The following is a 25,806-nucleotide window of genomic DNA, read 5'->3' as shown; positions in this document are numbered from 1 at the left end:
CCTATCCGTGCAAGATTTTCCCGATTTCACCTGCTGCCTGGATGCAATCGAGGTCGGACATGCGCGGGCCTATCACTTGCATACCGCAGGGAAGTTCCGCCCCTTCATACGTGCTGCTGCCAATCGGGAGCACCGTTGAAGGCAGACTGGGGAAAGTTGCTATTCCTGCCCAGGCAAGTCCCGCACCCGCCGGCAAATCCTGCCCGTTAATATGGAGGGTTGATTTGAACACCGCCTCTTCCACGTGCGGAATGGCAAGAACGGGGGCGGGCGGGGCGAGGACGAAATCATAGGTTTCAAAAAGGCGCGCCCATTCAAACTCTTTCGCAGCTTGCGCATCGAGCAGGTCGAACCAATCGGTTGCGCTCGCGCGTTTGCCATCGGGCGAAGGCGCACCGCGCGCCATCGCCGTATTGAGCATGCGCATGTAGTGCGCCTGTTGCTCTGCAAGATCGGGGATCAGATAGCTGGTGCGATCGATGGATATGCCTGCTGCAATCAACGCTTCGATTGCTGCCTCTGTGGGATCAGCAACACTCGCGTCAACCGGGCTGTCTGGATACTCTGTGATTGCAAGAAGTCGGCATTTCGAAAGCGGCTTCCCCGTTCTGGTGATTGGATACTGCGCGCCGATCTGAGTGAGGACTGCCAGATCCTCAGCATTTCGTGCCAAAGGCCCGGCAATCGACAAAGCGCCATCATGCGCTGCCACAAAACCCTTCTGCTTCGCCAGAAAAGGGTGGTCATGGCCTTGTTTGGATACAAGTCCCCACGTCGTCTTGTGCCCCCAGACGCCGCAAAAATGCGCAGGCACTCGCACCGATCCGCCAATGTCCGTGCCGAATTCCGCCGGTACCATCCCGCTCGCGACAGCTGCAGCGCTCCCACCTGATGAGCCTCCGGGTGAGCGCGTGTTGTCGTGCGGATTGGTGGTCCGGCCATAGACCGCGTTGAAGCTCTGCCAGTCGGAAAGGTCTACGGGCACATTCGTCTTGCCAAGGATGATCGCACCCGCCGCTTTCAAGCGCCGGACAAGATCGGCATCGCGCGGAGCGATGTAATCTGTCAGGCGTTTGTGTCCCCAACATGATTGCAGGCCAGCAACGTCAAAGCTTTCCTTGACGGTCATCGGCACGCCAAACAGCGGCTGATCATCGTCGCTGCCAGTGGGAGGCCCGGCTGCGTCCAGAGCCGCCGCCGCATCATGCGCTCGCTCAAAATCCGGCACGGCAAGCGCGTTGATCGGCCCGTCAAGCTTTTCAATCCGCGTAATCGCGGCATCCACCGCATCCGAAGCGCTGAGCTTGCCAGCCTTGATCGCGGCAGCGGTCTCAAGCGCGCCCGGCTTATCTGTCAATTGCGGATGGGCCATAGTGAAAAATGCTCTCCTCGCGCGCAGCCTATCGCGGCTCGCAAAGGGAGGCAATTCGCATGACGCTCACATATGGATCGGCTTGCCTTGGACTGCCATTGCCGCTTCCTTGAAGGCTTCGGCATGAGTTGGGTGCGCGTGGCAGGTGTAGGCGATGTCTTCTGATGTGGCGCCAAATTCCATCGCTTGCGCTGCCTGCGCGATCATGGTGCCAGCCAGTGTGTTGATCATCCACACGCCGAGCACGCGATCGGTTTCCGCATCGGCGATCACTTTTACAAAGCCATCGGTATCGCGGTTTGCCTTGGCGCGGCTGTTTGCCATCATCGGGAACTTGCCGACCTTGATCGCCTTCTTGTCGCCGCCAGCCGCCTCAATGGCTTGTTCTTGCGTGAGGCCAACTCCTGCGATTTCAGGTGCGGTGTAGACGACATTGGGGATCACATCGTGGTTCACGATGCCGGTGTGGCCTGCGATGTTCTCAGCGACCGCAATGCCTTCATCCTCGGCTTTGTGCGCCAGCATTGGGCCGGGGACGACATCGCCAATGGCCCAGACATTGGGTGTCTTCGTGCGGAAATCATGCTCGATTTCGATCTGACCGCGATTGTTGACTTGGAGGCCAGCCTTGTCGAGCGCCAGTCCATCGGTGTTGGGACGCCGCCCAATACTAACCAGGACGTGGCTTGCCTCGAGTGTTTGTTCATCGCCGCCTTCGGCTTTCTCGATAGTCAGCGTGACTTTCTTGCCCTTGACGCTTGCACCGGTAACCTTGTGGCCGAGCATCCATTCAAGACCCTGTTTTTTGAAGATCTTGTTGGCTTCCTTGCGCACTTCCTCATCCATGCCGGGGAGGATTTGCGGGAGAAATTCGACGACGGTGACTTTCGCACCGAGACGCCGCCACACGCTGCCAAGTTCGAGCCCGATGACACCGCCGCCGATGACGACCAGGTGCTCGGGCACTTCTTCCAGCTCGAGCGCGCCGGTGGAATCGACGATGCGCTTGGCCGCGTTGTCGACCTCGACGCCGGGCAGGGGAGTTACGCTGGAGCCGGTAGCGATCACGATGTCCTTTGCCGTATGGGTTGCATCGCCCACCTTTACGGTGTGTGCGTCCTCAAACGCTGCGTGGCCTTTGAGCCAGGTGACCTTGTTCTTCTTGAACAGGAATTCGATCCCACCGGTGAGTTCGCCCACCGCCTTGGTCTTTTCTTCCATCATTCGGCCAAGGTCGAGCTTGGGCTTGGCAGTAATGCCCCAGGTGGCGAAGTGGCCGCCTTCGGCCTCTTCGAAAAGCTCAGAGCCGTGGAGGAGCGCTTTTGACGGGATGCACCCAACATTGAGACAGGTGCCTCCCAACGTCTCACGGCTTTCCACGCATGCGGTCTTCAAACCCAGTTGCGCGGCGCGGATTGCGGCGACATAGCCGCCAGGTCCAGCACCGATGACAAGGACGTCATAGTCATATTCAGCCATTAGCACTCTCCGCCGGGGCATTTTCAGTCTCGCCCGTTTGGCCTCCTACACACGTTTTCAGGACTTCTTCGATGCGTGCTTGGTCGATCTGCAATTCGCCATCGGACATGTCTTTCGCAAAATCATCGGCGCTGCATTCGCATGCGGATGTGACATTTTCACTCGCGATGCCGATGTTCTCGGCCACCCCTTCGCATTGTGCGATGTATTGGGTGCGCAATTCTTCAGCGAAGGCGTTACCGGCAAGCTCGGTCGCGGCATCGCAAGCGGCAAGGCTTGTGAGCGCGGTAAGGGCAAGAGCAATTCTTTTCATTGGGGTTGGCTCCTAAAGGTCAATCAGCATCCGGGTCGGATCTTCGATTGCTTCCTTGATGATTTTCAATGCCGTAACCGCTTCGCGCCCGTCAATCAGACGGTGGTCGTAGGACAGCGCGATATACATCATCGGGCGGATCACGACTTCGCCATTAACGGCAACGGGGCGCTCTTCGATGCGGTGAAGGCCCAGCACGGCAGATTGCGGCGGGTTGATAATCGGTGTCGACATCAGGCTGCCGAACACGCCGCCATTCGAGATAGTGAATGTGCCCCCTTGCATATCGGCCATGGTGAGCGTGCCTTCCTTGGCGCGGCTCCCGAAGTCGGCGATGTCTTTCTCGATTTGCGCAAAGCCCTTATTCTGGCAATCACGGATGACTGGAACCACGAGGCCGTTGGGAGCCGATACGGCAACCGAGATATCGACATAGTCGTGATAGACGATCTCATCGCCTTCGATATAGGCGTTGACGCTCGGCACGTCCTTCAGCGCGAGACAGGCTGCTTTTGCGAAAAAGCCCATGAAGCCCAGACGGATATCGTGCTTCTTCGCGAACAGATCTTTGTACTTCGTGCGCGCTTCGATGACCGCGCTCATGTCGCAATCGTTGAAGGTCGTGAGAAGCGCCGCTTCTTCCTGAGCGCCTTTCAGACGTTTGGCGATGGTCTGGCGCATACGCGTCATCTTCACGCGCTCTTCACGGCGTTCACCAGTTGCGCTTGCGGCTGGTGCTGGCGCGGGTGAGGCTGCAGGAGCTGGCGCGGGCGCTGCAGTCTTGTTCTTGGCCGCTTCGAGAACGTCTTCCTTGGTGATCCGACCGCCTTTTCCGGTGCCTTTGATCGTTGAAGGGTCGACCCCGTGTTCAAGAACCGCGCGGCGAACGGCCGGCGACAGCGTCAGCGAAGCATCGGATGCAGGCGCTTCTGCGGCAGCGGCAGGTGCAGGTGTATCGGATTTCGCCGCTGCAGGCTTGGCAGGAGCACTTTCGCCCTCTTCGATTACCGCGATGATCGCGCCCACTTCGACGGTGTCGCCCACTTCAGCGCGATGCTCTGACAGGACGCCTGCAACGGGTGAGGGTACATCGACCGCGACCTTGTCAGTCTCGAGCGAAGCAATCGGCTCATCCACGGCAACCGCCTCGCCCGGCTGTTTCAGCCATTCACCAATGGAGCCTTCGGTCACGGATTCGCCGAGTGCTGGAACTGTAATTTCAGTGGCCATGTATTTGATCCTTAAGCCTTATCTGAAGATTATTTGGAAAGGCCAAGAGCATCGGCGACAAGCGCTTCCTGCTGCTGGGCGTGTCTTTTGGCGAGGCCTGTCGCAGGCGATGCAGCCGCGTCGCGTCCCGCATAGCTTGGGCGCATTCCTTTGTGCCCGGCCATGGTGAGCGATTGCTCAATCTGGTTATCGACGAAGAACCAAGCGCCATTGTTCTTCGGCTCTTCTTGACACCACACGACCTCTTTAAGGTTCTTCATGCGCTTCAACCGCACCGAAAGCGGATCACCGGGGAAGGGATAGAGCTGCTCAATCCGCACGATCGAAACGTCTTTGAGCCCTTCTGCCTCGCGCTTCTCATACAGATCGTAATAGACTTTACCCGAGCACAGGACGAGGCGCTTCACCTTGTCATCGGCAATTTCGGTCAGGTCCGATTTGATCCGCATGAAGTGATGCTTGCCCTGGAATTCCTCGCTCGTGCTCTTGGCGAGCGGATGGCGCAGCAAGGATTTGGGCGTCATTATCACCAAAGGCTTGCGGAATGGCCGCAGCATCTGACGGCGCAGCACGTGGAAATAGTTCGCCGGCGTTGTGATGTTGCAGACTTGGATATTGTCCGCTGCACACAATTGCAGGAAGCGTTCGAGCCGGGCGGAGGAATGCTCTGGGCCTTGCCCCTCATATCCGTGTGGCAACAGCATGACGAGGCCGTTGGCCCGCAGCCATTTTGCTTCACCAGCCGCGATATACTGGTCAATCATAATCTGCGCGCCGTTTGCAAAGTCACCAAATTGCGCTTCCCAAAGGACCAGAGATTTGGGATCTGCCATCGCAAATCCGTACTCGAAACCAAGCACCCCATATTCGGACAGAGTGCTGTCGTAGACCTCAAACTTGCCGTGAGGCAGCGTGGTCAAGGGAATGTATTTGTCCTCAGTCTTTTGATCGACCCAGACGGCATGGCGCTGTGAGAACGTGCCGCGACCCGAATCCTGCCCGGACAGGCGCACGCCATACCCTTCCATGACGAGACTGCCGAATGCGAGCGCTTCAGCGGTGGCCCAATCAAAGCCTTCGCCGCTCGCGAACATTTCGCCCTTCGCTTTAAGAACACGGCCCAATGTCCTGTGAATATTCACATTTTCGGGAACTTCTGTGAGGACGCGGCCAAGAGAATCGAACATCTTGGGTTCAATCGCGGTTTCGACGTTGCGCCGTGCGGTCTCGTCATCAGCAGGCTTGTTCAGGCCCGCCCAACGTCCGCCAAACCAGTCCGCTTCATTGGCGGAGTAGCTTTTCGCCGCTTCGAATTCCTCTTCGAGATGGGCGATGAATTCTGAGGTGAAAGCCTCGCGGTGGCCTTCATCGATCACGCCTTCTTCGATCAGGCGTTGTTCGTAGACGCGGCTGACTTTGGGGTGCTTGCCGATGACATCATACATGATCGGCTGCGTGAACTTTGGCTCATCGCCTTCATTGTGGCCAAACCGGCGATAGCACCACATGTCGATCACTACGTCACGGCCAAATTTTTGGCGGTATTCCACAGCAAGCTTGCAAGCGAATGTCACCGCTTCGGGATCATCGCCATTTACGTGCAGGATCGGCGCCATCACGCCCTTCGCTACATCGCTGGGGTAGGGTGAGGACCGCGCGAACTTGGGCGAAGTCGTAAAGCCGATCTGGTTGTTGATGATGAAGTGAATGCAGCCGCCGGTATCGTATCCGGGCACGCCGGAGAGCGAGAGGCTTTCCCACACGACGCCCTGGCCAGCGAATGCGGCATCGCCATGGATCAGGACTGGCAGAACCTGCTGCTTGTTTTCAAGATCATCGCGGATCGCCTGCTGCGCTCTCGATTTGCCGAGCACGACGGGGTTCACCGTTTCGAGGTGCGATGGATTGGGGGTCAGCGACATGTGCACGCTGATCCCGTCAAATTCGCGGTCCGTGCTTGTGCCGAGGTGATATTTCACATCGCCCGATCCGCCGACATCTTCAGGATTGGCGGTGCCGCCGGAAAATTCGTGGAAGATCACTTTGTAGGGCTTTGCCATCACGTTCGCGAGGACGTTCAAACGCCCACGGTGCGCCATGCCGTAGATAATCTCGCGCACGCCATCAGAGCCGCCATGCTTGATAACCGCCTCAAGCGCCGGGATCATCGATTCCCCGCCATCGAGGCCGAAACGCTTCGTGCCGACATATTTGCGGCCGAGGAATTCCTCGTACTGCTCCCCGCGAAGGACAGCGGCGAGGATCGCTTTCTTGCCCTCAGGCGTAAACTGGATCGTATCGCCGGGGCTTTCGAACTTGTCTTGGAGGAAGCGGCGTTCCTCCGTGTCGGCGATGTGCATGTATTCGAGGCCGACTTTGCCGCAATAGACCTCTTTCAAACGTGCGTGCAGTTTTCCGATGGTGGTCCATTCAAGGCCAAGCACATCGCTGACATAGACCTCTTCGGCTTCCATCCCGGCGAGCCCATGAAATTCGAGGCTGAGATCGGCTGGAATTTCCCGCTTCGATGATAGATCCAGCGGATCGATGTCGGCTGCCAAATGCCCGCGCACACGGTAAAGTCGAACCAGCGTCATCGCCTTGTTCGAAATGTCCGCCGCGTGCTGCAATGCGTCTTGATCAAGCGGTTTGCCCGCCTTCTTTGCAGCCTTTTCGACAAGCACACGCATTTGCGTCGGATCCATCGCGCTCGCGAGATCCTCTTCGCTGCCCGATACCTGATCAAGCCATTTGGGATTGCCCCAGGACGGGCCCGGCTGCGGGCCTTCCTGATCGGTCATTTCGGGGACAAAGCGGGTGTTCTGCTTGTTCATCATCTTTCTCCGGGGAGGAGCGGAAAATACCCCGCCGATATGCGGGTATCCTCCTCAACTTATGCCATTTCCTTCAGCATCGCATCGAGCGTGGTGCCCAGTTCGGATGGAGAGGGCGATACGCGAATGCCCGCATCTTCCATCGCTGCAATCTTGTCTTCCGCGCCGCCTTTGCCGCCTGAAACAATAGCGCCGGCATGGCCCATGCGGCGTCCCGGAGGCGCGGTGCGGCCTGCGATAAAGCCGACAGTGGGCTTTGAGCGGCCCTTGGCGGCTTCGGCTTTCAAAAACGCAGCGGCTTCTTCTTCAGCCGATCCACCAATCTCGCCGATCATGATCATCGACTTGGTTTCGGGGTCATCTAGGAAGAGGTCGAGCACGTCGATAAAGTTGGTGCCGTTCACCGGGTCACCGCCAATGCCGACCGCCGTGGTCTGGCCGAGGCCAACCATCGTGGTCTGGTGCACAGCTTCATAGGTGAGGGTGCCCGAACGTGAGACCACGCCAACGCTGCCCTTCTTGAAGATTGAGCCCGGCATAATGCCGATCTTGCACTCGTCGGGCGTCAACACGCCGGGGCAGTTAGGCCCGATGAGGCGCGATTTGGAGCCCGTGAGAGCAGCCTTGGCGCGCACCATGTCGAGCACAGGGATGCCTTCAGTGATGCAGATGATGAGTTCGATTTCAGCATCAATCGCTTCGCAAATCGCATCCGCTGCAAATGGCGGGGGCACATAGATGCAAGAGGCAGTCGCGCCGGTCGCTTCCTTGGCTTCGCGCACAGTGTTGAACTGCGGCACACCGATATGCTCGGTCCCGCCTTTGCCCGGTGTCACACCCGCGACCATCTGCGTGCCGTAGTCGAGCGCCTGCTGCGTGTGGAAAGTGCCGGTGTTTCCGGTCATCCCCTGGGTGATGACCTTGGTGTCTTTGTTAATGAGGATGGACATTTTTGATCCTTATTGCGCGATTGAACTAGACTTTGGTTCTACTGCTAGCGTCATAATGCCGAGCAACTTTCGTGGGTTTTCTCTATCCGCACGATTTGATAAAAAGATAGTGTTTTCAATATTTTGAAACTGGAAACGGTGGAGGGTGTTCTTACCGCTTTCCTCATACTGGCTCGCTGAAATTCCAGTGTATGCGGCGATTTCGGTGGCGGCGATATTACTGTCACCCCGAAATTCTGCGAGACAGCTCCCGGAACGGTCCCCCGCCTCGTTTTTTGTGCCATGCTTTGAGTGAAAAGCAATTAGGCTAAAGCCATTCTTGTACCAACCGGCAGTGTCGATTTTCCAGTTTTCGGCGATGTAATCGCTTGGGGGCTTATGCTCCCACCCTTTGCTTTCCAAGAACTGGCGAGCAGTTGAAAAATCACTGACTACAGCTTCGCAGAGGTTCAGCGCCTCCAACGCCGAGAGTTCGGATGAAACCTCATCAATCGGCGTCATGGCTTGCGAAAGTGTCAGAACTCCCGCCAGATGCATGGCTAAGTTAAGCAAGCGAGCTATCCAGACCCTTGCATGCCACAAGCAATTCCTCGACCGCATCGGTCGAGACCTTGAGGTTGGCTTTCTCTTCGTCGGAAAGTTCGATTTCGACCACGTCCTCTGTGCCGCCAGCGCCAATCACTGTCGGGACGCCGACATAAAGCCCGTCCAGGCCGTATTTGCCTTCAACATAGCTGGCGCATGGCAAGATGCGTTTTTGGTCGCCGAGGTAAGCTTCGGCCATCGCAATCGCCGAAGTCGCCGGAGCATAATAGGCTGAGCCATTGCCGAGCAGGCCGACGATCTCGCCGCCGCCTTTGCGGGTGCGGTCGACGATTTCGTCGAGGCGCTCCGCAGGTACGCCTTTGATCTTCGCGTAATCGTCTACCGGGATGCCGTTGACCGTGGTGTAGCTTTTCACCGGAACCATAGTGTCTCCGTGGCCGCCGAGGACGAATGCGTTCACATCGCGCACTGAGCAATCGAATTCCCATGCAAGGAAAGTCGCAAAGCGCGCGCTGTCGAGCACGCCAGCCATGCCGACCACCTTGTTGTGGGGAAGGCCAGAAAACTCGCGCAGTGCCCAGACCATGGCGTCCAGCGGATTGGTGATGCAGATAACAAATGCGTCAGGGCAGTTGTTCTTGATGCCCTCGCCGACCGCTTTCATGACCTTGAGGTTGATGCCGAGCAGGTCATCGCGGCTCATGCCAGGTTTGCGCGGCACGCCGGCGGTGACGATCACAACATCGGCGCCCGCAATATCAGCGTAATCATTGGAACCGGTAATCTTGGCGTCAAAACCCTCAACCGGGCCGCATTGGGAGAGATCCAAAGCCTTGCCCTGTGGCATCCCCTCAGCAATGTCGAAAAGAACGATGTCGCCCATTTCTTTTTTCGCCGCGAGGTGAGCGAGCGTGCCGCCAATCATACCAGAACCGATTAGCGCGATTTTCTTGCGGGCCATACTTGGACAATCCTTCCCAGATCCCTCGGGACGGCAAACTGTGGCTCATGCTTTGTGTATCGCCCGCGAAGGGCTCAACGTGATGATTTGCCATCCGTCCCATGCGGCACGCCATCATCAAAGCGAGCATGAGTTAGGCGGGTGGCAGCGCGAATGCAACGGTGAAAAGTCCGTATTTTACGGGTTTTTCTGCATATAGTTCGCAATTGCAATAAGGCGTATCGCCATAGGGGTGCGAGGCCATTTGCCCGGCTTCTAAACTTCCATGACTGTCAGTGAAATTGATCGATGGGGGCTCTATTCGCCGCCGGCCGCTCTGCGCTTCTCGCCATCACGTTCCTGCGCAAGCAGCATTGCAGCTAGGTAATCGGGTACGGCGCGGCTGAAATAGTATCCTTGCCCCAGCGTGCAGCCCGCTTCCTTCACGGCCTTCACCTGCTCAATCGTCTCAAGTCCCTCGGCGACGATCTCCATGTCCAGCGTGTTGCCCATCTCGGCAACGGCGCGGATGATCGCATCGCTTTTCTTGCCGACATGCGGGCCGGAAACGAAGCTGCGATCCACCTTAATCTTGGAGAGCGGGAAGCGGTTGATATGAGCGAGCGAAGAATAGCCCGTGCCAAAATCATCAAGCGCGAACTGCACACCGATGCCCGACATTTCCTGAATGAAATTGGCGGTTGCGTGATTGTCTTCGATAAAGAGGCTTTCGGTCACTTCGAGGATCATGCGCGAGGGATCGAGACCCGCCTCCTTCAAGGCATTGCGCATGCCTAATGCGGCACCGGGCGCACGGATTTGGAGCGGTGAGAGGTTCACAGCGATCGTTATGTCTTCAGGCCAGGTCGCAGCCGTTCGTGCGGCCTGAGCGGTAATCCAGTTGCCGAGCGTCACAATAACGCCGGTTTCTTCAGCAACCGGGATAAATTCATCGGGGCGCAATTCACCCTTTTCTGGGTGGAACCAGCGCACCAACGCTTCGAAACATCTGATCTGCCCGGTCTCAAGATCGACGATTGGTTGATAGAAGATCGACAGCTCATCGCGCTGCAATGCAAGTCGCAATTCGTCTTCAATTTCGCGCCGACGCACAAGGTCGCGGGTCATGCTCTTGTCAAAGAAGCAGGTCTGCGCGCGTCCGCCCACTTTCGCGTGATACAGTGCCAGATCAGCGCACTGCATCAGCGTATCGGCATCCTTGCCGTCATCGGGTAGGAGTGCAACGCCAAGCGATGCGCGCACTTCCAGCCTATCGCCTTCGATCCGCATCGGGCGCATGATCTCGGCGTGAATCTCGCTAGCGAGTTGCTCAGCGTGTTTGCGATCTTCGATGGGACAAAAGGCGACAAATTCGTCACCGCCAAAGCGTGAAACAGTGGTGCTGGACGGGCACACATCACGCAATCGGCGGGCAACCTCGGTGAGCACGCGGTCTCCGACCGGGTGGCCGAGCAGGTCATTGACTTCCTTGAAGCGATCAAGGTCAATCCAGATGAGCGCGAGCCTGCTCTCTTCACTGATCGACATCATCGTCTCGACCATGGAGTGATTAAGCCCAGCGCGGTTCGAAAGGCCCGTCACCACATCGGTGCGGGCAAGAACCTGCATCTTGTCAGCCAATTGGGCGCTTGTTTCAGCGGAAGCGATGGAATCCCGCAGGACTTTGAAGATGTTGATCGCAATCGAGAGCATGCCCGCGATGAGGCCGAAAATAGTCGCGCCCAACGCGATGAAAGCGGGCTGTCCGGTTAGGAAACTCGCCATTGCCACCGGCAAGACGGCTAGGCAAAGTTGTCCAACCGCAATGGTAAGACGCCCGGCATTGCGTGCGCAGACCCCAACGCCATAGCAGAGTGCGTTGGCAACAAGCAGGACGACAACCTCAGTCTCAGCTGCGATCCAAATGCTGTAGGCAGCGGTTGATCCCAGCGCCAATGCATAGCTGAAAGCGCCGATTTCGTAGACCAGTTCCAGCATCGATGTGCTGTTGCCCACCTTGTCCGGGGATAAGCCAAATGCGGCGACAATCCGGGCAAAAGCGATGAAGGCGAGGATGAAACAGGCGACCGTGAGTTCGGGGATCCCCGAAACCCAGGCTGCGACGGCGGCTGCCCCAACCGTCGTAAACGCGCCAACGGCGAGGCTGAGCGGCTGGGTATAGAGCGTACGCACTAGCAAACGCCGCACCCGCGCAGACACTTTGTCAGTGCGCGTTCGCCGCGTTTGCAACGTCCGAAGTTTTCTGAGTGGCCCGATCGCTCCCATACGCACACGAGTTAAAGCAAAACCGTCAAGCCGAGGTTAACGCAATCCTTACCGAGATTTTTGGCAGGAAATTGAGATCGTTAACGCGCTTTTTCAGGTGCGAGGACGCAAATTTCAGCGTCCGAATTGGCAGCAATGCCCGGTTCTGCCTGATGGTGCAGCGTTTGATCAGCGAGACGGCGGTCCAATGTCTGGGTTATGCCGATCCACCAATCATAGGCTGCTCGGTCACCTTCGAAGAAAGCTTGCTTTGCCCGCATCCGCGCAGCGCGTGCTGCGCCAAGGCCGTACTCGGCAAAGTGGCGAAGCGCTGCTTCCAGGATATCTTGTGATGGGGGAACGAATGCGCCCTGACGCAGCCTTGTCCTGCCATTATCATTCGCTGCCGTGCCCAAAGAAACGCGCGAAAGCATGCGCTCGACCTTTGGGCAGAACGTCCCGCGCCGATTGCTTTTGGCCGGGGCGAAATGGATGGTCATAACAGGCGCTGTCCGCGTTGGCTTCGCGTCTCTCTCAGGCCGAAATGGCTCTTTAGGGGAGAGGAGAGGCTGAGAGCTCAGGTGCTTGAAAAAGTCGAGCCTCTGAATAGGCCGGGCACAGCTAAGGATTTGTTGGGAGGTAGGGTTAGGAAAACGTTAAAGTGCGCCCCATTCCTCTCGGCAGCGCGCGTTAATGCGGCATTGCGAAAAGTTAACGGATTGGGATGCCGCGGTCCGCGGCGCTTGCCGGCTTTACTGATCTTCAGCTGTGGAGCTTTTTCCGGGAATCTTCTTCCACTGACCTGCATTGGAAAAGCCTGGCTTTACATTGCCCGATCCTTCGAGACTGGGGTCTGCGTAGCGTGGAGCAGGGGCAGCTTGCGGTGGTGCGATGGCCGAACCCGGTGGCGGTGCGGATGTGCTGGTCACCTCACCAGTTGCGGAACTGTTAGTGTAAACCGATGGAGCTCGCTTCATGCGCCCGCTCACTGAAGGCTCAACACCGGCATAGCTCCCCGTGAACGCCGATTTCTCGCCCGCACGGCCTCGATTGCGGTAAAACCGGTGCGCGCCGATCGTGCCCACATGGTCAAGCGATCCGGCCCAATAGGGGTTAACCCAAAGCGTGTGATAATGCGTTGCGTGGCCGATGGGTGCATAGACGCTGCCTGACAAAGCTTCGGAGGCGAGCCGTCGCGCTTTTTCCCAGCTTCCCCCGCGGGCGCGGCGGGCAAGGCTGCCATCACAAGTAAAGCTGAACTGGCATCCAGTGCTGCGCTGCGATCCTTCGTACACTACGCCGCAAACGCTGCCGGGCCAGCTTGGATGGGCAACGCGGTTCAGCACGACTTGAGCGACCGCGCGTTGGCCCGCAGTGCTCTCGCTTGCCGCTTCATACCAGATCGCCTGCGCCATGCAGTCGAGCGCGCGCATATGGCCTTGGCCTGCGACGGATGAAAAGAATGGCCGTGCAGGCGGACCGGCATCAATCGCTGCGCCAAGCTGCCGTTCGCCTTCTGCGCCTGTGTCAAACGCATCGGTTGTCGGCAGCGCGATCAGTGCATCCTCGGGCGGATCGCCAAGATAGTAGAAAGCCGAACCCGGAAAGCTTTGTCCGGGTCGCTCAAACGGTAAGGCCGCATTGACGATTGCCCGCGTTGCGAAATCATCGCCCGTGCGTGTGGCATCGCCGGGCAGAGCGCCGAAATCTCCAGGTGCTGCCATGGCTGGCACGGCGATAGCGGCTGCAAGCAGCAATGCGCGCTTTTTGAACGGTATGCCTTCGAAGTGCTGCTTGAAAGTGGCCGAGCGGGATTCAGGCGTGGGCTCTTCAACCACCGATCTTGCGGGAACAGTATCAACCCGCGGCACCTGGCTTATGGGCGCGGTGTGGCCAAGAGGCATATTGGCGCGTTCAAAGATGTGAGCCTGTGTCATGCGGTAGAGCGGGTGCAGTCGGTTTCCGTTGCGGTGTTCAAAAGCGGTGCGATCCAAAAATCGCGCCATAGCGCGTAGCGTGAGTAAGTTCGCTGCGCGAGTTAAGATATGCAACGCGTCGCCATGGGACACAAGTTCGGCCCATTCCTTAACGCGAGGGCCATTCGGTAGCGCACGCAAGGTGTTGCTTGCGAGCGGCTCAACCACCGCGTAACGCTCTCGCCCAAGTGATGGGATATCCAGCAAAGCACGGCGGAATTGGCGCGGCACGGACGGCGCTGGCAGCGCTACTCGCGCTAGGTCTTTGTGCGTGCGGTGCCCCTGAAAACACCGATCGCGTGGGGCGCGCGGGCCAATCTGGACCTCGCATAGTGAGCCTCAATCCGTGCCTCGACGCGATCCTCGTCGAAGTCGCTGATCCTTCGCAAATTCTGGCCTTGTCGCATTACAGCCGCGACCCTGTATCCTCCTCGATTGATCGCGAAGTGGCGGATCAATTCGCGATCACTGGTGGGACAGCGGAAGAGATTGTCGCGCTTCAACCCGATCTCGTGCTCGCGAGCACCTTTATCGCGCCATCGACCAAGTCCGCGTTGGAGCGCTTGGGCGTTACCGTTGAGACGTTTGGCAGCCCCACCAGCCTTGATGAAAGCCTCGCGCAGATTGGGCGGTTGGCGAAATTGGCCGAGCGCACCAGCGAGGGTAAGGCGTTGGAAACGCGCATAATGCGCGACCTCCCGACATTCAGCGCGATGCCTGTACCTGAAGAATCGCAAGTAAGCGCGATGCTATGGCAACCGGGCCAAATCGTTGCGGGCGAAGCTTCGCTCGTCTGGGAGCATCTTGGCCGGTTCGGGCTGGCAAATCACGGAGCAAAGATGGGCCTGGGCCAGGCCGATCATATCGCATTGGAAGCGATTGTGGCCGATCCGCCCGACCTGCTTCTGGTTGCTGGCAATTCAAACGGGCAGACACATCCATTGCTTTCCGAATTAGAGCAGACCCGCGTCGCCCGGTTTGAGCCACAGCTTTTTTACTGCGGCGGCCCCAGCATACCTAAAGCGTGGGAGCGGCTGGAAGCGATACGCCTCGACTTCGTGCTGAACCCGCCCGGCAGTGTGACCCATGATGGCCATCGCCATGCGCACTAACCTTGTCCTCGCCGCACTGCTGGCAGTTCTTGTGCCGCTTTCGTTGCTGGCAGGGCGCGTCTGGATTGACCCGTTTCATGTGTCCGAGGCGGGCACGAACGCTGCTTTGATCCTAATGGAGCTGCGCCTTCCGCGCGCTATTTTGGCTGTAACGATCGGCGCAGGGTTGGGCGCTGCAGGCGCTGCGATGCAGGGGTTTCTGCGCAACCCGTTGGCTGATCCTGGCCTATTCGGCATCGCGCCGATGGCTGCTCTTGGAGCTGTCACCTGGCTCTGGTTTGGCGCGGCATTTCCGCTGGCATTCGCCGCATTTGGCTTGCCGCTTGTCGCTCTCGTCGGTGCAGCTTTGGGCATGACATTGCTTGCAGCGATTGCCGGGCGCACCGCATCGGGTGTTGGCGGCGGGATTGCCCTGTTCACGCTGGCCGGCCTGATGATCGCGAGCCTTGCAGGAGCGTTGACCGCGCTCGCCATCACATTGTCACCCAATGCCTTTGCGATGAGCCAGATCGTGCTGTGGCTCAATGGGGCACTGACAGATCGATCATGGAACGAGGTTTGGCTGGCTGGCCCGCTGACACTGGCGGGCATTGCGGTGCTGGCCTTCGCATCTCGTGCACTCGACGCGCTTACTCTTGGTGATGATGCCGCGCGATCTATGGGTGTTGATCCCTCGCGGCTTCTTCTGCTTTTGGTGATCGGTGTAGGCTTGACCGTTGGCGCGGGCGTTGCAGTGGCGGGGATAATCGGGTTCGTTGGCCTTATCGTGCCGCATCTTGTCCGCCCGCTTACGGACCGCATGCCATCCAACCTGATCTTGCCAAGCGCCTTGGCTGGCGGAGCGCTCGTCCTGGTCGCTGATTGCGCGGTTCGCATTCTGCCTCTGGTGACCGAGCTGCGCCTTGGCATTGCCTTGTCTCTGATCGGCGCGCCTTTCTTCCTGTGGCTGCTCATCCGCATGCGAAGGGGGCAGTTATGAGCGCGCTTACGACTGAAAACCTCTCGCTTTCGCGCGGCGGCAAACGGGTGCTGTCGGACATTACCACCACTTTCCAGCCTGGCCAGATCACCGCCATTGTAGGCCCAAACGGAGCGGGTAAATCGAGCCTGCTGATGGCTTGCGCAGGATTGCTTCATGCCGAAGCGGGGAGGGTTCAGCTCGCTGGAGAACCCATCTCATCCTATCCGCACAAGGAGCGTGCAAAGGCGCTCGGCTACCTTCCGCAATCGGGCGAGATTGCTTGGGATGTGACGGTAGAGGCGCTGGTGGCCCTTGGGAGAATGCCGCACGGCGATGCGCGATCGGACCAAGGCAAACAGGCGATCAATACGGCGATCACAGCGCTCGACTGCGACACTCTGCGTCATCGCCGCGCGCATCAACTATCCGGCGGAGAGCAGGGTCGAGTTCTGCTCGCGCGTGTGCTCGCGGGAGAACCGCAATTCATTCTGGCCGATGAGCCGCTAGCAGCGCTCGATCTTTCCCATCAGATGAACCTTGTCGCCCATTTCAAGGCCTGCGCCGCGCGCGGGATGGGCGTTATCATGGTGCTGCACGATCTGGCGCTCGCAATGAACCATGCCGACCGGGTGCTGGTGCTGGATGAAGGGCGTGTTGCATCTGACGGGGCACCTCAAACCGCTCTCTCAGCGCAAGTCATTGCCGATGTGTGGAATGTAGAGGCGCAATGGACAGGCGAGCAATACGCAAAAGCGCTCATCATCAGCAATTGAGTGGGGCGGAGCGAGGTATCCGTCCGCGGGCAGCAAAGCGCAAAGGTGAAAACACCAAAATACGCCCAGCCACGCGCGAACGGTCTCTAAAACGACCAAGCAAAACGGCTAAGGTGCGACCCGAAAGGCGTCAGCAAAGACTCGCAAAGAGAGTTATGAAACTACGGATTTCCGCGCGTTTCGCGACTTCAGGTTTTCTATAGGCCTTCCACCGGGCGGCTAAAAAAAGCCTCATCTTTCAGGCCACAATCTCAAGCGGACGCTGGGTAAGGGTTGTTAAATCGTGTAAACGGGAAGAAAGACGACAGTGGCGCAAAGCGATGCAAAGGGCTCAAGATTTGCGTCTGGGGCACCATCCAAAGCTCGCGTCGTTGATGCCATATGTCCGAGACGCCCAACCTTTTTGATGAGGCATTGCAAAGCGACAATGAGCGAGATGCCCTTACCGAACGCTGGTTTGCGCTGACCCGCCAAACCCTCCCCTCACTTGCAAAGGAACGCGATTGGCCAGTCGATCTCGATCACTGCTTCATGCGCATCTTGCTCGACAACGCGTTTGGCGGCGCCTGGCGTGAATTTGTCGATCCGCCAGCCTATCGAAACGCGCCGCTAGATATCTTGAAGCGCGCCATGGAAATCGGTGAAGAGATTGCAGCCTGTGAGGCCGATATCTGGGAGCTCAATCGGAGGTCGCTAAAATGGCGCGGGAAGATCTGATGGCTACTCGCAATCATCCATTGCGCGGATCGCTGTAGTCACCATCCAAGAAGATCTGCGTTCGGCGCTCGCTGCGATGGACCAGGCCTTTGGCAAGTTGGTTTTGTGCAGTGTGATAGGCGAGTTCTTCCGCCATCGCCTCATAATCGCCTGCCTTGATCGCCGCATTTAGCCGCGGGCTTTCCTCTTCCGACACTGTGCCAACGCCAACGTTGAATACCAAATCAACAAGCGCGTCGAATTCGTGTTGATTGACCTTAAGGTCGCCGACGAGATCGCGGACGCCTCTTTCAGCTTTCGCAAGGTCGTCCTCAAGCAGTTGCATAGCGCGTTGGTGCGTGATCGTATCGCCAACTTTCAGATTGTCTGCGGGCAGTACCAAATGCCCTACGCCTACGGTCGGAAATCCGGCCACGTCGCGATACACGTCATAGCGCACACCTTCCTCCTCGATCATGGCTTCAAGCATGCTGTCGCTCACATTCCATACGCCCGCATTGTGGCGCTCAAATGGATCGATGAAACCGGTCTCGCCATCGCCATTCAGCGAGACAGAAAAGATGCCGCCTGCATGGATGGGATCAGCGGACATCGCGAAATTGGCCGCGCTGGAAAGACCCACAGCGCTGACACCAAGTGCTACCGCTGTTCGCTTCCGTCTTGCCTTTCGTGGTCCTGATCGTCGGGCGGCGTGCTTAATTTGTGAAGCGTCAGAAGGTTCGCGGTGCCTTGCTCGCCTCTTCCGAAATCGATCAAGAAATCGCCGTCGTGCAGCCTTGCGGAAGGTTGGCAGGTCCGGCGCGCTAAGAGGGTTGGATGTGGGTCCCGACGAAGTGCGTCTCGTCGAACGGCCCCCGCTGCTCGCGCCTTTACGAACAGAGAATTGAGGAACGCTTTTGCGATGTGAAAAAGTGAGAGGGTTGTGGGTGGGAAATGCGGTGTTGATCATGGCTCCTTCGGGAAAGGTTGCGCGTTTTCATCGCTGAGCTTTGCTCGCCATGGCGAAAGAGCGCGGAAACGCGAGTGTTCGATGGTATTTTACCTACAAGCTCAAAGCCTGATCGCTCCTCGCTTCGTCGCAGCTCAGAAACGTAACGGAGATGAGCAGGATAGACTGCTTGTAATCAATGCTTGCGAACGCCCCCGAGCCGATCGCAAAGATCGCTTGCCATTTGCTCTCAGCCGAAACCTTCTCACTTCCTGCCCGTTGACCTTTCGCGGATAGCGGCCATCTCGATTGGGAAAACGACACGGCAGCTTACCACGCGCCTTGACCAATTCGAACATTTCAGGAACATCCTCTCCGTATGAGTCTAACAAAAATTTCTGTTCGCGGTGCGCGAGAGCACAATCTCAAGGGCGTCGATATTGATCTGCCAAGAGATAGCCTGATCGTGGTGACGGGCCTTTCGGGCTCGGGCAAATCGAGCCTCGCGTTTGATACGATCTATGCCGAGGGGCAGCGGCGCTATGTTGAGAGCCTTTCGGCCTATGCGCGCCAGTTCCTCGAGATGATGCAGAAGCCCGATGTCGAGCATATTGATGGGCTGTCCCCGGCGATCTCGATCGAGCAGAAGACCACCTCGCGCAATCCGCGCTCGACCGTTGCGACGGTTACCGAGATTTACGACTACATGCGCTTGCTGTGGGCGAGGGTGGGGGTTCCCTATTCGCCTGCCACCGGAGAGCCGATCACCGCGCAATCGGTATCCCAAATGGTCGACCGGGTGATGGATTTGCCCGAGGGTACCCGGGCGTATTTGCTCGCTCCCGTCGTGCGCGGACGCAAGGGCGAGTATCGCAAGGAGCTTGCCGAGTGGCAGAAGGCGGGCTTTACCCGGGTGCGGGTTGACGGCGAGCTCTACGGGATCGAAGACGCGCCTGCGCTCGACAAGAAGTTCAAGCACGATATCGAAGTGGTTGTGGACCGGCTCGCGGTAAAGCCGGGGCTGGAGACGCGGCTGGCGGATTCGTTTGAGACAGCGCTGAAGCTGGCAGATGGCTTGGCCTATGTAGACTTGGCCGATGGTGTCGTGCCGGGGCGTGAGGATGAAGCGGATGCGGGCGGTGCGATGAAGGGGGCAGGGATCCCGGCCAACCGCATCGTCTTTTCCGAAAAGTTTGCCTGTCCGGTCAGCGGCTTCACCATTGAGGAAATCGAGCCGCGGCTATTCTCGTTCAACTCGCCCCAAGGGGCATGCCCGACATGCGACGGGATTGGCGAGAAGCAGCTGTTTGACGAGCAGTTGGTGGTGCCCAACGAAGCGCTCACCTTGAAGCAGGGGGCGATCGCGCCGTGGGCCAAGTCCAACCCGCCATCGCCCTATTACATGCAGGTGCTCACATCGCTCGCGAAAGCGTATGACTTCTCCATCACGACCCCGTGGAAGGATCTCGAACCCGATCAGCGCATGATCATCCTTCACGGCACGGGCGGGATGCCGGTGCAGCTGACCTTCAAGGATGGGCGCAAGAGCTACACCGTCAACAAGCCATTCGAAGGCGTCATCGGCAATCTTAACCGCCGCATGATGCAGACCGAGAGCGCGTGGATGCAGGAGGAGCTGGGCAAGTTCCAGACATCGCAGCCGTGCGAGGCGTGCGGGGGCAAGCGGCTCAATGAAAAAGCGCTCGCGGTGAAGGTTGCGGGCACGGACATTGCCGAGCCCGTCACCATGAGCGTTTCGGATGCGAAGGAATGGTTCCTCGCGCTCGATGACAAGCTCACCGATCAGCAGTCGCAGATTGCCAAGGCTATCCTCAAAGAGATCAATGAGCGGCTGGGCTTTCTTGACAATGTCGGGCTCGATTACCTCAATCTTGATCGCACCAGCGGCACCTTGTCAGGCGGGGAGAGCCAGCGCATCCGGCTTGCCTCGCAGATCGGGAGCGGGTTGTCTGGCGTGCTCTATGTCCTCGACGAGCCCTCGATCGGCCTCCACCAGCGCGACAATGATCGGCTGCTCGAAACATTGAAACGCCTGCGCGATCTCGGCAACACCGTGATCGTTGTCGAGCATGACGAGGACGCCATCCGCACCGCTGACCATATCGTTGACCTTGGCCCCGGCGCGGGTGTGCGCGGGGGTGAGGTCGTGGCGCAGGGCACGCTCAAGCAGATCATGAAGTCCCGCAAAAGCCTCACCGCCGATTACCTCACCGGGCGGCGCGAGATTGCGGTCCCGCACACCAGGCGCAAGGGCAATGGCCACAAGCTCACGGTCAAGGGGGCAAAGGCGAACAACCTCAAAGACGTCACCGCGAGCCTCCCGCTCGGCACATTCACCTGCATCACCGGCGTCTCGGGTTCGGGCAAATCCTCCTTCACCATCGACACGCTCCACGCAGGCGCCGCCCGCGTCCTTAACGGAGCGCGCGTCATCGCGGGCAAGCACGACGCCATCGAAGGCCTCGAATATTGCGACAAGGTCATCGAGATCGACCAGTCCCCCATCGGCCGCACCCCGCGCTCCAACCCCGCGACCTATACCGGCGCCTTCACCAATATCCGCGACTGGTTCGCCGGCCTCCCCGAAGCGCAAGCGCGCGGGTACAAGCCCGGGCGCTTCTCCTTCAACGTCAAGGGCGGGCGGTGCGAGCAATGCACCGGCGATGGCCTCATCAAGATCGAAATGCACTTCCTCCCCGATGTCTATGTGACGTGCGAGGAATGCGGCGGCAAACGCTACAACCGCGAAACGCTCGAGGTGAAATTCAAGGGCCACTCGATCGCCGACGTGCTCGACATGACGATTGAGGATGCGGAGGAATTCTTCAAAGCCGTGCCGCCGATCCGCGACAAGATGCGGATGCTGAACGAGGTGGGGCTGGGCTATGTCAAAGTCGGCCAGCAAGCGACCACTTTGTCAGGCGGCGAAGCGCAACGCGTAAAGCTCGCCAAGGAGCTTTCCAAACGATCAACCGGGCAGACGCTCTATATCCTCGATGAGCCGACCACGGGCCTGCATTTCGAGGATGTGCGCAAACTCCTCGAAGTGCTGCACCGTCTGGTGGAGCAGGGGAACAGCGTTGTGGTGATCGAGCACAATCTCGACGTGATCAAGACCGCCGACTGGATCGTGGACCTGGGCCCCGAGGGCGGCGTGCGCGGCGGCGAGGTTGTGGCCGAAGGGACGCCGGAAGACGTTGCTCAAGAGCCGCGGTCGTTTACCGGGCAGTATCTGAAGCCGATGCTAGAACGGCAGAAGGAAGCGGCTGAGTGAAGCGATAACCTTCGCGCATAAAATTCGCTGAGAGCGAATAATTGTTGACAATGCGCGAATCATATGCGATACGGTCTTCAGCATCGAGGCGTAAAGCAACATGCCACTTAACTCGGGGCTTGTGAGAGCAAGCCTGCGGGGCCTTCGGGCCCCAACTCTGATCGGCAGAAGTAGGAGCACCTTTCTCGGGAGCCACCGCACAGCCGATGAGCGCGTCCGGCGTGGTCGGACGCGAAGGGTTAGGGGGGAAGTTCTGTCTCTAGTTGGCCTTCTTGGCGCGTGGCACCAATGCAATTCCGCGGCGGTGATCAAGAAGGATATTCTTATGAATACTAATACGCATACCTCTGATGCTGAGGCAGAACTGGCAGGGACAAAGGAGGATGGTCGTGAGGCTGCCTTTCTGAACCCCAAGACGTTGAAGCGCAGCTTCAAGTTTTTGATCTTCGGATTTAAGGCTTGGCGCTTGGCCGCGAAACTCTGGGAATGGTTCGTGTAACCCCCTAATATCTTTCTAATTTGGAAAGGAGACAGGTATGTTCGACCGAGCACTGAAGCTGGTGCGGCAGTATCATCGGCTGAACCAAGTCCAAATGGCTCATAGGTTGGAGATTTCTCCATCCTATTTAAGCGAGATAGAAAAAGGTAAGAAGACGCCGAGTTTTGATCTCTTAGAAAAATATGCGGCGATTATTGGGATCCCTGTATCTTCGTTAGTCTTTATGGCTGAAGAGCTCCAGGGCGATCAGCCAAGAGTGAAGTCTGCCGTGGTCGATAAGGCGCTGAAGATATTGGAGTGGATTGCGGATAGTGAGCAAGACGAAAAACAAGACGATCGTTCCTATTCCGCTTGAGCGGAGCCATCTATTCCGCGTACGCTCAATTCATCTTCTGGCGAAGAAGCTTGGATTCACTGTCGATGGTCTGGAGCGATTAGCTAATGACGCAAAGTACCGGATATTTAATCTAAAGGAATCCGGGCGGTTGGTGGAAGAGCCACCGCCTGTCTTGCAGGCACTTCATCGAAGGATTCATCGCTATCTCGCGAAAATTGAAGTGCCAGAGTATCTACATTCTGCAGTAAAAGGTCGTTCGTATATCACAAACGCTAAGGCGCATGTTGGCGTCGGTCCAATGGTCAAGATTGATGTAAAGAAATTCTTTCCATCCGTTCCTCAACACCGGGTGATGCAATTTTTTCGCGACACGATGCTTTGTGCCGCTGACGTCGCCGGACTATTGGCAAATCTCTTGTGTCGCAATGGACGACTTCCAACTGGAAGTTCCGCGAGTCCAATCATCTCATACTATTCCTTCAAAGCCATGTTCGACGAGATCGAGGGACTTTGTGTGGCAAATCAACTCACAATGACATGCTATGTGGATGATATAACAATTTCTGGCGCTGGTGCTAATCGTGCGCTGCTACATGACGTTCGGCAAATCATCACTCGGAATGGCTTGGCCTCACACAAGGCGAAGTTCTTTGATCAATCGCGACCGAAAGAAGTTACCGGCGTGATTGTGAAAGGCAACGGGATTGATCTGCCCCACTCGCGCTGGAAGGCAATTAAAGAAAGCATTCGCGAGGTCAAAAAGGCTGGGTCAGATGAAGAGCGTTTGGCACTGTATCCTGCTCTTATCTCAAGGCTACATGAGGCGTCGCAGATTGATCCCTCTTGTCGTCCGATAGCATTACACCACAATCAAAAATGGCGAGAACTGCGAAGGGCAGTTGTAGCGCATAGCTGAGATACTTTCTTAACGCCTAATTCCGCGTGACTGATGCGGCTCTTGTAGGTGGCAAGTTCTACCATGCTCCCAATCCCTTAACCTCTCTCCGCTATACTTCAGCGCATGACCCACGCACCACGCCGCTTCACCCTCTTGCTCGCTCTCATTCCTGCGCTGGCACTTGCCGCCTGCAACGCGCCTAATCCCGACGACTATGGCGGCGGTGCCAAAGGGGAGGCTATTGCCAAGTGCATTACCAAGACCGAGCGCGCCGATAGCTCTGTCACCCGCGAGCAGGCGGGGGAGCTTTGCACTTGCGTGACGGACAAGACCTACGCCGCGCTCACCGGTGGGGGCATGCAAAAGGCATCCATGGAGCGGGCCTTTATCGGCTGCGCGAAGAAGGCGGGTGTTGAGATCACCGATTGATCTGGGCGGCTGTTGCTATCAGCCCCGCCCACCCCGCTGCGACTAAGCGCCGCTGCGCGCCGCAAGTGGCCTTTGGCCGTCTTCGCTACGCTACGACTCCTCGCTCACCTCCCGCAAGCGGGAGGGGCCGGGGGGAGGGAAAGGCGCTTCCCGACCTTTGCAACAGCCTTCGTCCCAAGTTTTCCTACCCCGGCCAAACCCCATAAACTCTGCGCCGCTCACCCCCATGGGTGGGCGGGCGATAGCGCCTGGCGGCGAAGAAAGGCTCCCATCCCCTGTCCGTCACCTTGGCAAAAAGGATCGTAAGGCACTCAATAAAAAGGATAATTGGATAAACGCTCAGGGTGACAGGGTGTCACCTTTGTCACCCTGTCTCCGCCGCTCCAGCCTGTTTACGAAGGCAGGATCACGGTGGAGGCGTAGGATTTGAGGAGTTCGGTCATATTGCCCATTTGCGGGCCCACGCGCGATTTGGCGATGTATCCGGCCACTCCGAAATCATACGCCCGCTCGCGGTCCTCATCGGCCTCGGACGTGGTGAAGACGAAGACGACATTTTTGCGCAAGGTCGGGTCGGCGCGGATCTCCTCGAGGAACTCAAACCCGTTCATGCGCGGCATGTTGAGATCGAGGAGGATGACAAGCGGTCTTTCGCAAGGCTGCTCGCTCTTGCCGGTCAGCGTCTCGATCCCCTCCTGGCCGTCCTCTGCCGCGACGACCTGGATATGCGGGGCGGCTTTGCGCAAGGCGCGCGAGACAAGCTCTGCATAGATATCGTCATCATCGATGATGAGGATCTTGGGTTCGATGTCAGACACGCAGATCAGTCCTTGTGAAACGCGGCCAGGACACTCTGAAACAGGTGCCTCTTTCCGCAATGGTGGGAACGAGCGCCAACTGGCCGCCATGACCCGTGGTCAATCGCTGGGCGACCGCCAGGCCAAGGCCCGATCCGCCGCGCTCATTGGCCTTGAGCGTCTGGAACAGGCGAAACACCCGCTCGCGGGCGTTTTCAGGAATGCCGGGGCCATCATCGGCGATGTCGATGACGCACTGGCTATCGGTGAGGTGGCCTTTGACGGTGATGGTGCCGGTGTCCTTGTCGTGGTGCTTGATCGCGTTGGCGATAAGGTTGCGAAGGACGGTGGTGAGGGGGGTGCGAGCGGCCTCGAACTGAGTGTCGCAGGCGTCGATCTTGACGTCGAAGCCGTCGGGGATGTTTTCGATGGCGATGATGTCGGAGAGGATTTCGCTTAGGGAAGTGGGCTCCATCTCCACCGAACGGCGACCGGCGCGGGCATAGGTGAGGAGATCATCGATGAGCTTTTCCACCGCGTGGACGCGCTTATCCATGCGGTCGATATTTTTAAGGACGCCGTCGAGCTGGCCTTCCTCGAAATCCTCGCGGATGAATTCGATGAGGTTGGAAATGCCGCGAATGGGGGAGCGCAGATCGTGGGAGGCGACATAGGTGAATTCTTCGAGCTGGGCGTTGACCTCACGCATGCGCCGCTCGGATCGCTGGCGATCGGTCACGTCCTGGATAGCGGCGCAAACCATGAGGCCCTGCTCGGTTTCAAACGGGGTGAGACCGATCTCGAGCGGGAACTCGATACCGTCTTTGCGAAGGCCAGTGAGATCGCGCCCCTGGCCCATAACGCGCGCATCGGGTGCATCGGCGAACCGGGTGCGCTGAACGACGTGGCCGGCGCGATAGCGTTGGGGCAGGAGGACTTCGAGCTTTTCGCCGAGGAGCTCGCTTTTCGAATAGCCGAACATGGCCATGGCATGCTCGTTGACAGCGGTGATGGTACCGTGATCATTGATGATGATTTTGCCGTAGGGAGACTTTTCGAAAATGGTCCGGAAGGCACTAGTCTCGCTGGAGAATTCGGGCGAGACATCGCTCAGGTCAGGCGTGAAGGTGTTGATGTCCTGTTTCATGGAACAGC

The 25,806-nt window shown here is 58.1% G+C and carries 23 protein-coding genes; 9 read left to right on the top strand and 14 right to left on the bottom strand.

The genetic code is table 11. The features are described 5' to 3' along the window. Position 1: 1 nt before the first annotated feature. The 11 genes from AUC45_RS04055 to AUC45_RS04005 all read right to left on the bottom strand — a co-directional run bounded on the left by AUC45_RS04055 (position 2) and on the right by AUC45_RS04005 (position 13,935). Positions 2-1,372 (bottom strand): amidase family protein, encoded by a 1,371-nt coding sequence (locus tag AUC45_RS04055; protein ID WP_067598453.1) that lies wholly within the window; start codon positions 1,370-1,372, stop codon positions 2-4. Positions 1,373-1,438: 66 nt separating this feature from the next. Next, positions 1,439-2,851 (bottom strand): dihydrolipoyl dehydrogenase, encoded by a 1,413-nt coding sequence (gene lpdA, locus AUC45_RS04050; RefSeq protein ID WP_067598451.1) that lies wholly within the window; start codon positions 2,849-2,851, stop codon positions 1,439-1,441. Continuing rightward, positions 2,844-3,164, bottom strand: a complete 321-nt coding sequence (locus AUC45_RS04045; protein WP_067598448.1) for a hypothetical protein — start codon at positions 3,162-3,164, stop codon at positions 2,844-2,846. Before AUC45_RS04045 ends, lpdA begins: the two co-directional genes overlap by 8 nt. 12 nt (positions 3,165-3,176) lie before the next feature. Next, positions 3,177-4,394: a 2-oxoglutarate dehydrogenase complex dihydrolipoyllysine-residue succinyltransferase gene (gene odhB / locus AUC45_RS04040; protein ID WP_067598445.1), complete on the bottom strand. Its 1,218-nt coding sequence runs from the start codon at positions 4,392-4,394 to the stop codon at positions 3,177-3,179. A gap of 29 nt (positions 4,395-4,423) precedes the next feature. Next, positions 4,424-7,228: a 2-oxoglutarate dehydrogenase E1 component gene (locus AUC45_RS04035; protein WP_067599064.1), complete on the bottom strand. Its 2,805-nt coding sequence runs from the start codon at positions 7,226-7,228 to the stop codon at positions 4,424-4,426. A gap of 59 nt (positions 7,229-7,287) precedes the next feature. Then, positions 7,288-8,178, bottom strand: a complete 891-nt coding sequence (gene sucD, locus AUC45_RS04030) for a succinate--CoA ligase subunit alpha (RefSeq protein ID WP_067598441.1) — start codon at positions 8,176-8,178, stop codon at positions 7,288-7,290. Positions 8,179-8,187: 9 nt separating this feature from the next. Next, positions 8,188-8,730, bottom strand: coding sequence for a hypothetical protein (locus AUC45_RS04025; protein ID WP_156423732.1), 543 nt, complete (start codon positions 8,728-8,730; stop codon positions 8,188-8,190). Further along, positions 8,723-9,685, bottom strand: coding sequence for a malate dehydrogenase (gene mdh, locus AUC45_RS04020; protein ID WP_067598435.1), 963 nt, complete (start codon positions 9,683-9,685; stop codon positions 8,723-8,725). The genes AUC45_RS04025 and mdh overlap by 8 nt, the downstream gene beginning before the upstream one ends. Positions 9,686-9,982: 297 nt before the next feature. After that, on the bottom strand, positions 9,983-11,857 hold the full coding sequence (locus AUC45_RS04015) for a bifunctional diguanylate cyclase/phosphodiesterase (RefSeq protein ID WP_233998519.1): 1,875 nt from the start codon (positions 11,855-11,857) through the stop codon (positions 9,983-9,985). A gap of 173 nt (positions 11,858-12,030) precedes the next feature. Continuing rightward, positions 12,031-12,429 carry a hypothetical protein gene (locus AUC45_RS04010; RefSeq protein WP_067598432.1) on the bottom strand — a complete coding sequence of 133 codons (399 nt, stop codon included), beginning with the start codon at positions 12,427-12,429 and terminating at the stop codon, positions 12,031-12,033. Positions 12,430-12,681: 252 nt separating this feature from the next. Then, positions 12,682-13,935 (bottom strand): cell wall hydrolase, encoded by a 1,254-nt coding sequence (locus AUC45_RS04005; RefSeq protein WP_233998518.1) that lies wholly within the window; start codon positions 13,933-13,935, stop codon positions 12,682-12,684. 161 nt (positions 13,936-14,096) lie between these two features. Between AUC45_RS04005 and AUC45_RS04000 the strand changes: the two genes are divergently transcribed. The 4 genes from AUC45_RS04000 to AUC45_RS03985 all read left to right on the top strand — a co-directional run bounded on the left by AUC45_RS04000 (position 14,097) and on the right by AUC45_RS03985 (position 17,468). Then, the gene (locus tag AUC45_RS04000) at positions 14,097-15,017 is read left to right on the top strand and encodes an ABC transporter substrate-binding protein (protein ID WP_082700966.1); all 921 of its coding nucleotides are present in this window, start codon (positions 14,097-14,099) and stop codon (positions 15,015-15,017) included. After that, positions 15,007-15,996, top strand: coding sequence for an iron ABC transporter permease (locus tag AUC45_RS03995; RefSeq protein ID WP_067599059.1), 990 nt, complete (start codon positions 15,007-15,009; stop codon positions 15,994-15,996). Before AUC45_RS04000 ends, AUC45_RS03995 begins: the two co-directional genes overlap by 11 nt. Beyond that, on the top strand, positions 15,993-16,751 hold the full coding sequence (locus AUC45_RS03990; protein ID WP_067598426.1) for an ABC transporter ATP-binding protein: 759 nt from the start codon (positions 15,993-15,995) through the stop codon (positions 16,749-16,751). The genes AUC45_RS03995 and AUC45_RS03990 overlap by 4 nt, the downstream gene beginning before the upstream one ends. A gap of 381 nt (positions 16,752-17,132) precedes the next feature. After that, the gene (locus AUC45_RS03985; protein WP_067598423.1) at positions 17,133-17,468 is read left to right on the top strand and encodes a hypothetical protein; all 336 of its coding nucleotides are present in this window, start codon (positions 17,133-17,135) and stop codon (positions 17,466-17,468) included. 13 nt (positions 17,469-17,481) lie between these two features. Here the strand turns inward: AUC45_RS03985 and AUC45_RS03980 are convergent, their stop codons facing one another. Then, positions 17,482-18,060 (bottom strand): lysozyme, encoded by a 579-nt coding sequence (locus AUC45_RS03980; protein ID WP_067598420.1) that lies wholly within the window; start codon positions 18,058-18,060, stop codon positions 17,482-17,484. Between the two features lie 715 nt (positions 18,061-18,775). On the opposite strand from AUC45_RS03980, the gene uvrA reads away from it, so the two are divergent. From uvrA to AUC45_RS03950, 5 genes are all read left to right on the top strand, one after another. Beyond that, complete coding sequence (gene uvrA, locus AUC45_RS03970) at positions 18,776-21,691, top strand: excinuclease ABC subunit UvrA (protein WP_067598415.1); 2,916 nt, start codon at positions 18,776-18,778, stop codon at positions 21,689-21,691. 325 nt (positions 21,692-22,016) lie between these two features. Then, entirely contained in the window at positions 22,017-22,190 is a 174-nt protein-coding gene (locus tag AUC45_RS15680) for a hypothetical protein (protein ID WP_156423731.1), read from the top strand. Between the two features lie 37 nt (positions 22,191-22,227). Further along, on the top strand, positions 22,228-22,545 hold the full coding sequence (locus AUC45_RS03960; RefSeq protein ID WP_067598409.1) for a helix-turn-helix domain-containing protein: 318 nt from the start codon (positions 22,228-22,230) through the stop codon (positions 22,543-22,545). Further along, the gene (locus tag AUC45_RS03955) at positions 22,502-23,443 is read left to right on the top strand and encodes a reverse transcriptase family protein (protein WP_197409500.1); all 942 of its coding nucleotides are present in this window, start codon (positions 22,502-22,504) and stop codon (positions 23,441-23,443) included. Before AUC45_RS03960 ends, AUC45_RS03955 begins: the two co-directional genes overlap by 44 nt. 105 nt (positions 23,444-23,548) lie before the next feature. Continuing rightward, positions 23,549-23,854, top strand: coding sequence for a hypothetical protein (locus tag AUC45_RS03950; protein ID WP_067598403.1), 306 nt, complete (start codon positions 23,549-23,551; stop codon positions 23,852-23,854). Positions 23,855-24,246: 392 nt separating this feature from the next. On the opposite strand, the gene AUC45_RS03945 is transcribed toward AUC45_RS03950, so the two are convergent. Together AUC45_RS03945 and AUC45_RS03940 are read right to left on the bottom strand one after the other, a co-directional pair. Further along, a complete protein-coding gene (locus tag AUC45_RS03945) occupies positions 24,247-24,672 on the bottom strand; it encodes a response regulator (RefSeq protein ID WP_067598399.1) in 426 nt (141 codons plus the stop codon). Beyond that, positions 24,665-25,798, bottom strand: coding sequence for an ATP-binding protein (locus tag AUC45_RS03940; protein WP_067598396.1), 1,134 nt, complete (start codon positions 25,796-25,798; stop codon positions 24,665-24,667). Before AUC45_RS03940 ends, AUC45_RS03945 begins: the two co-directional genes overlap by 8 nt. Between the last annotated feature and the right edge of the window lie 8 nt (positions 25,799-25,806).

The organism is Erythrobacter sp. YT30 (assembly GCF_001542875.1).
Lineage (GTDB): Bacteria > Pseudomonadota > Alphaproteobacteria > Sphingomonadales > Sphingomonadaceae > Erythrobacter.
Note: the sequence above shows the minus strand (reverse complement) of the source record. Positions and strands in the feature narration are given on the sequence as shown.